This is a genomic window from Sinorhizobium sp. M4_45, assembly GCF_002885915.1.
Lineage (GTDB): Bacteria > Pseudomonadota > Alphaproteobacteria > Rhizobiales > Rhizobiaceae > Sinorhizobium > Sinorhizobium meliloti_A.
Window position 1 is genome coordinate 64,597 of sequence record NZ_NWVE01000005.1, and the last position, 12,880, is coordinate 77,476.

14 protein-coding genes are annotated in these 12,880 nt (G+C 62.8%); 6 read left to right on the plus strand and 8 right to left on the minus strand.

Translation table 11 applies throughout. The features are described 5' to 3' along the window. Positions 1 to 4: 4 nt before the first annotated feature. Positions 5 to 433 carry a Fur family transcriptional regulator gene (locus CN933_RS15465; protein WP_018097266.1) on the minus strand — a complete coding sequence of 143 codons (429 nt, stop codon included), beginning with the start codon at positions 431 to 433 and terminating at the stop codon, positions 5 to 7. Positions 434 to 554: 121 nt separating this feature from the next. Between CN933_RS15465 and CN933_RS15470 the strand changes: the two genes are divergently transcribed. From CN933_RS15470 to CN933_RS15490, 5 genes are all read left to right on the plus strand, one after another. Further along, positions 555 to 1,460 carry a metal ABC transporter substrate-binding protein gene (locus CN933_RS15470; protein WP_018097267.1) on the plus strand — a complete coding sequence of 302 codons (906 nt, stop codon included), beginning with the start codon at positions 555 to 557 and terminating at the stop codon, positions 1,458 to 1,460. Then, positions 1,457 to 2,392 (plus strand): manganese/iron ABC transporter ATP-binding protein, encoded by a 936-nt coding sequence (locus CN933_RS15475; protein WP_018097268.1) that lies wholly within the window; start codon positions 1,457 to 1,459, stop codon positions 2,390 to 2,392. Before CN933_RS15470 ends, CN933_RS15475 begins: the two co-directional genes overlap by 4 nt. Then, complete coding sequence (locus CN933_RS15480) at positions 2,389 to 3,246, plus strand: metal ABC transporter permease (RefSeq protein WP_018097269.1); 858 nt, start codon at positions 2,389 to 2,391, stop codon at positions 3,244 to 3,246. Before CN933_RS15475 ends, CN933_RS15480 begins: the two co-directional genes overlap by 4 nt. Next, positions 3,243 to 4,097, plus strand: coding sequence for a metal ABC transporter permease (locus tag CN933_RS15485; RefSeq protein WP_018097270.1), 855 nt, complete (start codon positions 3,243 to 3,245; stop codon positions 4,095 to 4,097). Before CN933_RS15480 ends, CN933_RS15485 begins: the two co-directional genes overlap by 4 nt. Positions 4,098 to 4,225: 128 nt before the next feature. Then, positions 4,226 to 5,110, plus strand: a complete 885-nt coding sequence (locus CN933_RS15490; RefSeq protein WP_018097271.1) for a DUF6030 family protein — start codon at positions 4,226 to 4,228, stop codon at positions 5,108 to 5,110. Between the two features lie 14 nt (positions 5,111 to 5,124). Here the strand turns inward: CN933_RS15490 and CN933_RS15495 are convergent, their stop codons facing one another. After that, positions 5,125 to 5,556 (minus strand): Lrp/AsnC family transcriptional regulator, encoded by a 432-nt coding sequence (locus CN933_RS15495; protein ID WP_033047599.1) that lies wholly within the window; start codon positions 5,554 to 5,556, stop codon positions 5,125 to 5,127. A 124-nt stretch (positions 5,557 to 5,680) separates the two neighbouring features. Here CN933_RS15495 and CN933_RS15500 point away from each other — a divergent pair, with 124 nt between their 5' ends. After that, complete coding sequence (locus CN933_RS15500; protein WP_102761820.1) at positions 5,681 to 6,781, plus strand: saccharopine dehydrogenase family protein; 1,101 nt, start codon at positions 5,681 to 5,683, stop codon at positions 6,779 to 6,781. A 369-nt stretch (positions 6,782 to 7,150) separates the two neighbouring features. On the opposite strand, the gene CN933_RS15505 is transcribed toward CN933_RS15500, so the two are convergent. The 6 genes from CN933_RS15505 to CN933_RS15530 form a co-directional block, all read right to left on the minus strand. Beyond that, on the minus strand, positions 7,151 to 7,555 hold the full coding sequence (locus CN933_RS15505) for a F0F1 ATP synthase subunit epsilon (RefSeq protein WP_026168835.1): 405 nt from the start codon (positions 7,553 to 7,555) through the stop codon (positions 7,151 to 7,153). 121 nt (positions 7,556 to 7,676) lie between these two features. Beyond that, the gene (gene atpD, locus CN933_RS15510; protein ID WP_018097275.1) at positions 7,677 to 9,191 is read right to left on the minus strand and encodes a F0F1 ATP synthase subunit beta; all 1,515 of its coding nucleotides are present in this window, start codon (positions 9,189 to 9,191) and stop codon (positions 7,677 to 7,679) included. Between the two features lie 24 nt (positions 9,192 to 9,215). Then, positions 9,216 to 10,097 (minus strand): F0F1 ATP synthase subunit gamma, encoded by an 882-nt coding sequence (locus CN933_RS15515; RefSeq protein WP_018097276.1) that lies wholly within the window; start codon positions 10,095 to 10,097, stop codon positions 9,216 to 9,218. A 27-nt stretch (positions 10,098 to 10,124) separates the two neighbouring features. Beyond that, the gene (gene atpA / locus CN933_RS15520; RefSeq protein WP_018097277.1) at positions 10,125 to 11,654 is read right to left on the minus strand and encodes a F0F1 ATP synthase subunit alpha; all 1,530 of its coding nucleotides are present in this window, start codon (positions 11,652 to 11,654) and stop codon (positions 10,125 to 10,127) included. Beyond that, entirely contained in the window at positions 11,654 to 12,220 is a 567-nt protein-coding gene (locus CN933_RS15525; protein WP_010970368.1) for a F0F1 ATP synthase subunit delta, read from the minus strand. Before CN933_RS15525 ends, atpA begins: the two co-directional genes overlap by 1 nt. Positions 12,221 to 12,458: 238 nt before the next feature. Beyond that, complete coding sequence (locus CN933_RS15530) at positions 12,459 to 12,845, minus strand: AGROH133_08824 family phage infection protein (RefSeq protein ID WP_003530294.1); 387 nt, start codon at positions 12,843 to 12,845, stop codon at positions 12,459 to 12,461. Between the last annotated feature and the right edge of the window lie 35 nt (positions 12,846 to 12,880).

The window sequence follows — 12,880 nt, forward strand, 5'->3', positions numbered from 1 at the left end:
CCGCTCAGTCCTTGCGCTTCCGGCAATAGAGCTCCAGCCGGTGGCGCACCAGGTCGTAGCCGAGTTCGGCAGCGATCTCCGCCTGCAACTGTTCGATCTTGTCGGAGCGAAACTCGATCACCGCACCCGTTTCGATATCGATCAGGTGATCGTGGTGGGGCGCATCCGCCGTCTCGAAGCGGGCAGTCGCATTCTCGAAGGCATGCCGCTGCACCACCCCTTGCTGCTCCAGCGCGGAAAGCGTCCGGTATACCGTCGAGAGCGACACCGTCGCGTCGATTTCCTTCGCGCGCCGGTGAAGTTCGCTGGCATCCGGGTGGTCCGCGGCCTCGGCCAGAATCTTGAGGATCGCGGCGCGCTGGCGCGTCACACGCACGCCGCCTTCCCGCAGGATTCCTTCCAGTTCCTCGATCCGATTCTTGCTCTGGCTCATCCCGCGACACTAGCCAAGGGGACGCCTTTTGGAAATAGCTAGTTGCAAATGCTTCTCATTTGCATTGACTTATGCAGACCATTCGCCTACCCATATTATGGTTCGCAAAGAGGAGAGCCGGATGATCCATCCAACGAGGCGCATGATCGTGGCGGCCGCAGCGGCGATGGCTGCTCTATCGCTCCTGCCGGCGGCGGCGCGGGCGGCGGAAAAGCTCAAGGCCGTCACCACCTTCACGGTCATCGCCGATATGGCGCAGAACGTCGCGGGCGACGCCGCGGTGGTCGAATCGATCACCAAGCCGGGCGCCGAGATCCACAATTACCAGCCGACGCCCCGCGATATCCTCAAGGCGCATGATGCCGACCTCATTCTCTGGAACGGGCTGAACCTCGAGCTCTGGTTCGAAAGGTTCTTCCAGAACTTCGACGGCGTTCCCGGCGTCGTCGTCTCCGAAGGCGTCGAGCCGATGGGCATCGCCGAGGGCCCCTATACCGGCAAACCCAACCCGCACGCCTGGATGTCGCCATCGGCCGCCCTGATCTATGTCGACAATATTCGCGACGCCTTCGTGCAACACGATCCCCCCAATGCCGAGGTCTACAAGGCCAATGCCGAGGCCTACAAGAAGAAGATCGAGGCGGCGGTCGCACCCATCCGCGCCGAGCTCGAAAGGATCCCGGCGGAAAGGCGATGGCTCGTTTCGAGCGAGGGCGCCTTCAGCTATCTCGCCCGCGATTTCGGCATGAAGGAGCTTTATCTTTGGCCGATCAATGCCGACCAGCAAGGCACGCCGCAGCAGGTGCGCAAGGTGATCGACGTGGTTCGAGCTAATCGGATACCCGTCGTCTTCTCCGAAAGCACCATTTCGCCGGACCCCGCTGAGCAGGTCGCGCGGGAGACGGGTGCAAAATACGGAGGCGTGCTCTATGTCGACTCCTTGAGCGAGGCCGACGGCCCCGTTCCGACCTATATCGATCTGCTGCGCGTTACATCGGAAACGATTGCGAAAGGCTTGTCGCAATGAACCTTCAGGAAAAGGCCCGCGCCTATCCGGGAGCTGCTCCGCAAGACGAGGATGGCGGCATTCGCGTCAGCGGTGCTACGGTGACCTACCGCAACGGCCACCGGGCGCTGCGCGACGCCTCCTTCGAAATCCCGACGGGCACCATCGCGGCCCTCGTCGGCGTAAACGGCAGCGGCAAGTCGACGCTGTTCAAAGCGATCATGGGCTTCGTCCGGCTGGCCAAGGGCGACATCTCGATCCTGGGCCTCACCGTGACGCAGGCATTGAAACAGAACCTCGTCGCCTATGTCCCGCAGGCCGAAGAGGTCGACTGGAATTTTCCCGTCCTGGTCGAAGACGTGGTGATGATGGGCCGTTACGGCCATATGAACATGCTGCGCATCCCCAAAAAGGCCGATCACGAGGCGGTCGAGACGGCGCTGACACGGGTCGGCATGAGCGAGTTCCGCAAGCGCCAGATCGGCGAGCTTTCCGGAGGCCAGAAGAAGCGGGTCTTCCTGGCCCGGGCACTTGCCCAGAACGGCCGCGTCATCCTGCTCGACGAGCCTTTCACGGGGGTCGACGTGAAGACGGAGGACGCTATCATCCGCCTGCTCGTCGCGCTTCGCGAAGAGGGTCGCGTAATGCTCGTCTCCACCCATAATCTCGGAAGCGTGCCGGAATTCTGCGACCGCACCATCCTTCTGAAAAATACGGTGCTCGCCTACGGTCCGACGGAAACCACCTTCACCCGCGAAAACCTGGAGCTCGCCTTCGGGGGCGTCCTGCGTCACTTCGTGCTCGGCGGAGAGAACCTCCATGACGATGCCGATCCACGCCAGCTCTCGGTCATCAGCGACGACGAGCGTCCGCTCGTCATGTATGGCGCCCGCGACCGCATGGTTGCGCAGCCGGCCAAACCGGAATCGGATTCCGAGGCGGACTCCGAATGATCGCCACGCTCATCGAGCCCTTCGCCTATAGCTACATGGTGAATGCCATGTGGGTAAGCGCACTCGTGGGCGCGGTCTGCGCGTTCCTTTCGGCCTATCTCATGCTGAAGGGCTGGTCGCTGATCGGCGATGCGCTCTCTCACTCGATCGTGCCGGGCGTCGCCGGGGCCTACATGCTCGGGCTTCCCTTCTCGCTGGGCGCCTTCTTTTCCGGTGCGCTTGCCGCCGGTGCCATGCTGTTCCTCAACCAGCGCACGCGGCTGAAGGAGGACACGATCATCGGCCTGATCTTCACCTCCTTCTTCGGTCTCGGCCTGTTCATGGTCTCTCTGTCGCCGACCTCGGTGAACATCCAGACGATCGTGCTCGGCAATATCCTCGCCATCACGCCGGCCGACACGTTGCAGCTCGCCATCATCGGCATCGTCTCGCTGCTGATCCTGTCCGCGAAGTGGAAGGACCTGATGGTGACTTTCTTCGACGAAAGCCACGCCCGCTCGATCGGCATCAACACCACCTTCCTGAAGGTGCTCTTCTTCACGCTCCTTTCGGCCTCGACCGTGGCGGCGCTGCAGACGGTCGGCGCCTTCCTCGTCATCGCCATGGTCGTCACCCCCGGCGCAACCGCCTATCTCCTGACCGACCGTTTCCCGCGGCTGATCGTGATCAGCGTCGCGATCGGGGCACTGACGAGCTTCGTCGGCGCCTATGCGAGCTACTTCCTCGACGGCGCAACCGGGGGCATCATCATCGTCCTGCAAACCGCGATCTTTCTGTTCGCCTTCGTATTTGCCCCGAAACACGGGCTGCTCGCCGCACGCCGCCGCGCATCCGAGGCTCTGGAGACCGCATGATGCCTTCGCTCGACATGCTCCTTGCCGTTTTCGACTTCGAGTTCATGCGCAATGCGCTCCTGATCTCGGTCTTGGTCGCAATTCCCACGGCGATGCTGTCCTGTTTCCTGGTCCTCAAGGGCTGGTCGCTGATGGGCGACGCGATCTCGCATGCGGTCTTCCCCGGCGTCGTCGTCTCCTACATTGTCGGCCTGCCGCTCGCCGTCGGCGCCTTTACGGCCGGCATGTGCTGCGCACTCTTGACCGGCTATCTGAAGGAAAACAGCCGCATCAAGCAGGACACGGTGATGGGCGTCGTCTTTTCCGGCATGTTCGGCCTTGGCCTTGTGCTCTACACCAAGATCCAGAGCGACGTGCATCTCGATCACATCCTCTTCGGCGACATGCTCGGCATCGGCTGGGGCGACATTCTGGAGACGGGCCTCATCGCGGTTCTCGCCGCCGGCATTCTCGGCCTGAAGTGGCGCGATCTGCTGCTCCACGCCTTCGATCCGGCTCAGGCACGCGCGATCGGTCTGAGGGTCGGTTGGCTGCACTACGGACTGCTGGCGATCCTGTCGCTGACGATCGTCGGCGCCCTCAAGGCGGTCGGGCTGATCCTGGCCATCGCCATGCTCATTGCCCCCGGCGCGATCGCCTATCTCGTCACGCGGACGTTCGGCCACATGCTGGCGGTCGCGGTGATCGTCGCCGTCGCCGCCTCCTTCTGCGGCGTCTATCTCTCCTTCTTCATCGACAGCGCACCGGCACCCACCATCGTCCTTCTGATGACGGCGATATTCCTGCTCGCCTTCGCCTATTCCACCTGGAAGGTGGCACGCGCCGAAGCGCAGCGGACAAGCGTGGAATAGAAGGAAGGAAGACCTCTCTTTCACCTCTTGGACGCCGGCGCCATGATCCCTTATGGTGCGCCACGACTGAAGGTTTGGAGCGGTCCGGTGGAATGCCGTGACCTTCCGTGGCGGAGCGACGGCGCAAGATGGAGAGGAAACAGCAAAGCCGTTCCGGCATCGCTTTCTTCCTCGTCGCCGTGGGGCTCGTCTTTACGGCGATCGCCGCGACCGTGCTCCTCGCCAACGAACAGCGCCACCTGAAGCAGCTGCTCGCAGGACTGGGTTTCTCGATGACGCCGCGGCAAGCGGAGCGGCTGCCGGAGACTGCCCGCAGTCCAAGTAAAAAGCCCGAACCGCCAAAGGCACTCCTGCCCGCCCACATCTTCGCGGATCTTGCAACGCCGGAACAGCAATTCATCCGTCAGATCCGCAGCGACCCGCGGGCGCTTTGCGAGGGACTGAGGGAAGCCGGCTTCCGCGATCTCGAATGGAAATCCGCCGAGAGCGGCCGCTGGGAGTGCTCGTCGCTCGTTCCCTTTGCCCGCCCGGGCCAGGAGCCGAGCTCGTCCATCTTTATCCTGGTCAAGGGCCGTGGCGAGGAGGAGATCACCTCCTTTCGCGTAAAACTCAACATCGAGCACAGCGGGGACACACCGGTCGTCACCAGCGCTGCTGCCAAGGCGGCATCCGTCTTCTTGAGGGAGGTTCGTTGGGCGGGGAGCGCAAGCGTCACTCTCCAGATTCAGGGTCTCCAGGAATTCGACCTCAAGCGCTTCGGCAGTCGTATCCAGTTCAAGCGGGAGATGGGGGACACGCCCCGCTACAACTTCCTTGCCAATCAGGCCGCACGCGCGCGGCCGAAGAGCATCGCCGAGCTCTATTTCGACCGCGAAAAATGGCTGATCCCGGGCGACGGCGCGAGCGTTTCCTATATCCGCGGCCCAAGCGCCTGGACGCGGCCGGTCCAATCGGCAGAACCGCAGAGTGCAGCGGGGCAGCCTGCCGGTCGGGGCGCAACGCCCGAGCATTGATGCGAACCTGCGTATCAGCGGTCGATGCGCGTCGAGAGAATGATGGAGGACAGGGTCTTTTCGACACCCTCGATTTCGCCGATCCGGTCGATCAACAGGTCCAGCTCGCTGATCGAGGCTGCAGCGACGACCGCGATCAGATCGAAGCTGCCGCTGACGGAATGCAGCATGCGGATTTCGCGAATGGCGGCGAGCTCGGGCGTGACCCGACCGAGCGCCCGCGGTGCAATCGTGATCAGAACATGCGCTCGCACGAGGCCTTTCTCGTAGTTTTCCGAGAGGCGCACGCCATAGCCTGCTATCACCCCCTCGCGCTCCAGCCGCTCGATGCGCGCCTGCACCGTGGTGCGCGACAGGCCGAGCCGACGGGCGATCGTCGCCGTCGGCATGCGGGCGTTCTCGCTCAGTATGGCGAGGAGTTCGCGATCCTTGTCCGTTACATGCATATCGTCGACCTTGATCGGCAAAATGCCGAATACAGACCGACGATTTAGCCATATCGACGCTTCAAATCAATATTCGGCCGCGAGACAATGGTGGTGAAAGAGGCTCATACCCCGGGGATACAAAATGAAAGACATCGTCGTCATCGGTGCCGGCAAGATCGGCTCCACCATCGCGCGCATGCTGGCACATAGCGGCGACTACCGCGTCTGCGTCGCCGATCGCGCCGAGCAGTTGCAGCAGGTCGAGAAGCACGATGCCGTCTCGACCGCAGTCGTCGACATCGCCGACATAAAGGCGCTCGTCGCCCTGCTCTCCGGAAAATTCGCCGTGCTCAGCGCCGCGCCGTTCCATCTGACGGTCGCGATCGCCGAAGCCGCAGCCGAGGCGAAAATTCACTATCTCGACCTGACCGAAGACGTCGAATCCACCCGCCAGGTCAAGGCGATCGCAGCTGAGGCCGACACCGCCTTCATTCCGCAATGCGGCCTTGCACCGGGCTTCATTTCGATCGTCGCCAACGATCTCAGCCGGCATTTCGATACGCTCGAAAGCGTGCGCATGCGCGTCGGCGCCCTGCCGCAATACCCGTCGAACGCTTTGAACTATAATCTCACCTGGAGCACCGACGGCGTCATCAACGAATATATCGAGCCCTGCGAGGCGATCGTCGAAGGTTCGCTGATCGAAGTTCCCGCGATGGAAGAGCGCGAGGAGTTCTCGCTCGACGGCGTCACCTACGAGGCCTTCAACACCTCCGGCGGCCTCGGCACGCTTTGCGAGACGCTGAAGGGCAAGGTCCGCACGCTCAATTACAAGACGATCCGTTATCCCGGTCATGCCGCGATCTTCAAGGCGCTCCTGAACGACCTCGGCCTGCGTCATCGCCGCGAGGTACTGAAGGACATCCTCGAAAACGCCCTGCCGACCACCACCCAGGACGTGGTCGTGATCTTCGTCACCGTTTCGGGCTTCCGCGAAGGTCGCCTGGTGCAGGAGACCTACGCCAACAAGGTCTATAGCGGCGTCGTTGCAGGACGCATGCAGAGCGGCATCCAGATCACCACCGCCGGCAGCATCTGCGCCGTTCTCGACATGCTCGCCCAGGGCAAGATCCCCACCAAGGGCTTCGTGCGCCAGGAAGACATCGCGCTCGACGCCTTCCTTGCCAACCGCTTCGGCCACTACTACGCCCAGAAGCACGAGACGGAACGCGCCGCGAGCTGAGGCCGAGGCTAGGTCGATTACCGAAATGCCCGGACCTCTCGTCCGGGCATTTTCGTTTCTGCTTTCCGCCCGCCCTAATCCGCCTGCCGGCACCTTCTCCCCGCAAGCGGGGCGAAGGAGACACGCGGCGGCGTCTGTTCTCTTTCCTCGAAGCGAGTGGCGGAATGGGGCTGGGCCCTCGCGGCTTGCCCCTTCCCGCCTGCGGGGAGAAGGTCGCGGCAGCGGGATGAGGGGCGGCAACGGGTGGAAAGTACCGGGTGTCTTGAGACGCTCTATCGGCCGCTTGCGGGGAGACACGAACTCGCTGAGACGAAAAACCCCGCTCGAGGCGGGGTTCGATAGGCATTATCCCTTATCGGGATGTCCCTTTCAGGCCGGGATCACGATCTCCCCGAGCTTCGTGAGTTCGGCGATGAATTGTTCCAGACGCGTCTTCTTCTCGTCACCGGCGCCTTCGAGTTCGGCGCGTGCCGCTTCGATGCGGTTTTCGAGAACCGTGCTGTCCAGTTCGTCGACATGGACGGCGGATTCGGCCAAAAGCGTGCAGCCGGAAGGCAGGATATCGGCAAAGCCGCCGAAGACGGCGTAGCGTTCGGTCTTGCCGGCGGCGGTCTTCACCGCCACGACGCCCGGCTTGACGGTCGTCATGGTCGGCGCGTGATTGGCCATCACGGTCATCTCGCCCTCGGTCGCCGGAATGACGACTTCGGTCACCTTCTCCGAGACAAGCAGACGCTCGGGGGAAACAAGCTCAAAATTGAAACTTTCGGCCATGACCATTCACTTCTGGTGAGCGCGCCGCTGGTCGGCGGGCTGTGCACGTTCTCCGCCTCAACTGTCAGGCGGGATGAAAGCCGTGGCGCAAGGAACTCCGCGCCACGGTTCCTGATGCAGATCAGGCCGCTTCGGCAGCCAGCTTCTTGGCCTTCTCGACGGCTTCCTCGATGGAGCCGACCATGTAGAAGGCAGCTTCCGGCAGGTGGTCGTACTCGCCGTTGACGAGGCCCTTGAAGCCCTTGATCGTGTCTTCGAGCGCAACCAGCTTGCCCGGCGAGCCGGTGAAGACTTCGGCGACGAAGAACGGCTGCGACAGGAAACGCTCGATCTTGCGGGCGCGGGCGACGGCGATCTTGTCCTCTTCGGAAAGCTCGTCCATGCCCAGGATCGCGATGATGTCCTGGAGGGCCTTGTAGCGCTGCAGGGTCGACTGCACTTTGCGCGACACTTCGTAATGCTCTTCGCCGACGATCATCGGGTCCAGCATGCGCGAGGTCGAATCCAGCGGATCCACGGCCGGATAAATGCCCTTTTCGGCGATCGAGCGCGACAGAACCGTCGTCGCATCGAGGTGCGCGAACGAGGTCGCCGGTGCCGGGTCGGTCAAGTCGTCGGCGGGAACGTAAATCGCCTGAACCGAGGTGATCGAGCCCTTGGTCGTGGTGGTGATGCGCTCCTGCATCTGGCCCATGTCGGTTGCAAGCGTCGGCTGATAGCCCACGGCCGAAGGAATACGGCCGAGCAGAGCCGACACTTCCGAGCCCGCCTGGGTGAAGCGGAAGATGTTGTCGACGAAGAAGAGAACGTCCTGGCCTTCGTCACGGAACTGTTCGGCGACCGTCAGGCCGGTCAGCGCGACGCGCGCGCGGGCGCCCGGCGGCTCGTTCATCTGACCGTAGACGAGTGCGGCCTTGGAGCCTTCGCCGCCGCCGTGCTTGTTCACGCCGGATTCGATCATTTCGTGATAGAGGTCGTTGCCTTCGCGGGTCCGCTCGCCGACGCCTGCGAAGACGGAGTAACCGCCGTGCGCCTTGGCCACGTTGTTGATCAGTTCCATGATCAGAACGGTCTTGCCGACGCCCGCGCCGCCGAACAGGCCGATCTTGCCGCCCTTCGCGTAGGGAGCGAGCAGGTCGACGACCTTGATGCCGGTGACGAGAATCTGCGCTTCGGTCGACTGTTCCACATAGGCCGGAGCGTCCTGGTGAATGGCGCGGCGGGCGGAAGTCTTCAGCGGACCGGCTTCGTCGACCGGCTCGCCGATGACGTTCATGATGCGGCCGAGCGTTTCCTTGCCGACCGGAACCGCGATCGGGCCGCCCGTGTCGGCGACCTTCTGGCCGCGAACGAGACCTTCGGTCGAGTCCATGGCGATCGTGCGGACGGAGTTTTCGCCGAGATGCTGTGCGACTTCGAGAACGAGGCGGTTGCCGTTGTTGTCGGTTTCCAGCGCGTTCAGGATCTGCGGGAGCTGGCCTTCTTCGAATGCGACGTCGACGACGGCGCCGATGACCTGCGTCACGCGGCCGACAGCACCCGTAGCCGCAACGACTGTCTTGGCGGAAGCTGCCTTCTTCGGAGCAGCCGGCTTCTTCGCCGCTGCGGTTTCTTTCGGGGTAGCTGCCTTAGCCATAATTCTTACCCTCTTCTCGTAACCTTAGAGCGCTTCCGCGCCAGAGATGATTTCAATGAGTTCCTTGGTGATCTGCGCCTGCCGCTGACGGTTGTAGCTGAGCGTCAGCTTGTCGATCATCTCACCCGCGTTGCGCGTCGCATTGTCCATGGCACTCATCTTCGCGCCCATTTCACCCGCGACGTTCTCGAGCAGGGCCCGGAAGATCTGCACGGAGATATTGCGCGGGATGAGATCGCTGAGGATCGCGCCGGCTTCCGGCTCATATTCGTAGATCGCCGATGCCCCTTCGCCTTCGGCGGCCACTTCGCCGGCCGATGCCGGGATGAGCTGCTGGGCGGTCGGGATCTGGGAAATGACGGACTTGAACTCGGAATAGAACAGGGTGCAGACGTCGAACTCGCCATTGTCGAAGAGCTCGATGACCTTGTGGCCGATCCGGTCCGCGTTCTCGAAACCGATCTTCTTGACTTCACGCAGGTCGACACGGTCGATGATCAGCGACGCGAAGTCGCGCCGAAGCATATCGAAGCCCTTCTTCCCGACGCAGATGATCTTGACCGTCTTGCCCTGGGCCAGAAGCTTGCGCACATGGTCGCGGGCAAAGCGGGCGATCTGCGAGTTGAAGCCGCCGCAAAGACCGCGCTCGGCCGTGCACACGATCACCAGGTGCGTGTCGTCCTTGCCGGTTCCCGTCATCAGCCGCGGCGCACTGTCGTCCGCGCCGACCGCCTGGGCGATATTGGCGAGAACGGCAGCCATGCGCTGCGAATAGGGCCGGGCGGCCTCGGCCGCCTCCTGCGCACGCCGAAGCTTCGCCGCGGCGACCATCTTCATCGCCTTGGTGATCTTCTGCGTCGCCTTGACGGAGGCGATCCGGTTCTTCAGATCCTTAAGTGAAGGCATCCGTTGTCCGTCCTAGTTGAGGTCCGCTCAGGCGAAGGATTTGGCGAAGCTGTCGATTGCGCCCTTCAGCTTGGCCTTGGTGTCGTCCGAGATAGCCTTTTCCGTACGGATGGTATCCAGAACGGCCTTGCCTTCCGAACGGAGGTAGGAAAGGAGACCGTGCTCGAACTTGCCGACCTCGCTGACCGGCAGCTTGTCGAGATAGCCGTTGACGCCGGCGAAGATGACCGCGACCTGCTCTTCCGTCTTCAGCGGCGAGAACTGCGGCTGCTTCAGAAGTTCGGTCAGGCGGGCACCGCGGTTGAGCAGACGCTGCGTCGCGGCATCGAGGTCCGAGCCGAACTGTGCGAAGGCCGCCATTTCGCGGTACTGGGCGAGCTCGCCCTTGATCGAGCCGGCGACCTGCTTCATCGCCTTGATCTGGGCGGAGGAGCCGACGCGCGAAACCGACAGACCGACGTTTACGGCCGGACGGATACCCTGGTAGAACAGGTCGGTTTCGAGGAAGATCTGGCCGTCGGTGATCGAGATCACGTTGGTCGGAATGAACGCGGACACGTCGTTGCCCTGTGTCTCGATGACCGGCAGAGCCGTCAGCGAGCCGGCGCCACGCTCGTCGGAGAGCTTGGCGGCGCGCTCCAGAAGGCGCGAATGCAGGTAGAAGACGTCGCCCGGATAGGCTTCACGGCCCGGCGGGCGGCGCAGCAGCAGCGACATCTGACGGTAGGCGACGGCCTGCTTGGAAAGGTCGTCATAGCCGATCAGGGCGTGCTTGCCGTTGTCACGGAAATATTCGCCCATCGCGCAGCCGGCGAACGGAGCCAGATACTGCATCGGCGCCGGATCGGAAGCCGTTGCGGCGACGATGATCGAATACTGCAGCGCGCCGCGCTCTTCGAGCACCTTGACGAACTGAGCGACCGTCGAGCGCTTCTGGCCGATAGCGACGTAGACGCAATAGAGCTTATCCCCTTCCGGGCCATTGTCGTGAATGGCTTTCTGGTTGAGGATCGTATCGAGAATGATCGCGGTCTTGCCGGTCTGGCGGTCGCCGATGACGAGCTCGCGCTGGCCGCGGCCGACCGGGATGAGGGCGTCGATGGCCTTGAGGCCGGTCGACATCGGCTCGTGGACCGACTTGCGCGGAATGATGCCGGGCGCCTTGACGTCGACGCGGGCGCGCTGCTTGGCATTGATCGGGCCTTTGCCGTCGATCGGATTGCCGAGTGCGTCCACGACGCGGCCGAGCAGCTCCGGACCTACGGGAACGTCCACGATGGCGCCGGTCCGCTTGACCGTGTCGCCTTCCTTGATGTCCCGGTCCGAGCCGAAGATAACCACACCGACATTGTCGGCTTCGAGGTTCAGCGCCATGCCGCGAATTCCGCCTGGGAATTCGACCATCTCGCCTGCCTGGACGTTGTCGAGGCCGTAGACGCGGGCGATACCGTCACCGACGGAAAGCACCTGGCCGACTTCGGAAACTTCCGCTTCCTGGCCGAAATTTTTGATCTGATCTTTAAGAATTGCGGAAATTTCCGCGGCGCGGATATCCATCAGCCGACCTCTTTCAGTGCAAGCTTAAGGGTAGAGAGTTTGGTGCGAAGGGAGGTGTCAATCTGGCGGGACCCGACCTTCACGATCAGACCTCCAAGAATAGACGGGTCGACGGTGACGTTTACCGCCACGTCTTTGCCGGTGACGCCTTTCAGCGCCGCCTTCAATTCGATTTCCTGCGCCAGCGTCAGCGCATGTGCCGACGTGACGTCGGCGGTGATTTCGCCCTTGTGACGGGCAGCGAGCAGACGGAACGCCTTGATGATGCCCGGCAGCACGAAGAGGCGGCGATTGCGCGCGACGACCTTCAGGAAGTTGCCGACCAGCCCGGAGAAGCCGAACTTCTCGACGAGGGCGGAAATGGCCTTGAACTGGTCGTCGGCGGAAAAGACCGGGCTTACGATCAGCCGCTTCAGATCGTCACTGCCGTCGATCAGCGCCTGGATGCGCGTCAGATCGGCGCCGACTGCTTCGATCGACCCGGCATCAAGGGCAAGCTCGAAAAGCGAGGAGGCATATCTTTCTGCAACACCGGAAATGAGCTGGGATGTGTCTGCCACGGGCACAAGCTTCTCTCAAAATCATCCAGGAATGCCAGGACAGGCGAACCGTCGACCTAACATCTTGAATTTGCTGCAATAACTCGCAGGATATCGAGGCCGGTCGACCCACTTCCCCCGCAGTTCGCGGTTCGTCTAGCATAGGATGTTTGGACTCGCAACACGCCAACGGCAGGAATGCGGCATTACCCGGCCGCTTCGGCCGAATTTTGCCGTAAATAGTGTCGCAGGCCCTTGTCGGCGATCAGATCAGCCCGAAAACATAGGCAAGAGGCAGGATCGCCAGCGCCGCCTGGACCAGGAGCGCGAGCCAGTTGAAGAGGGTCGCGCCGTTGTCGCTCATGATCGACAGGATGCGACCGAACGCCGCGAGTGCGAAAGCCGCGCCGACGGCGAGATACACCATTGGCTGGGCAAGCAGGATGGCGCCGAGGCCCAGGCCGAGATGCATGCCGCCCATGGTGGAGCGGGCCTCCGCCAGCCCTCCCCGCCGCCCCTCGGCGATGCCGATCCCGGCGGCGCGAAAGGTCAGGCGCGGCGCAAAGAGCATGACGAGCCCGATCAGCGCCGCGAGCGCGGCCGCACAAAAAGCCAGCAACTCCCCGGTTTCCGTCGGTATGTAGAACTCCATCTCCGTCCCCGCCCGTTGCTGTGGACCCTCCGCCT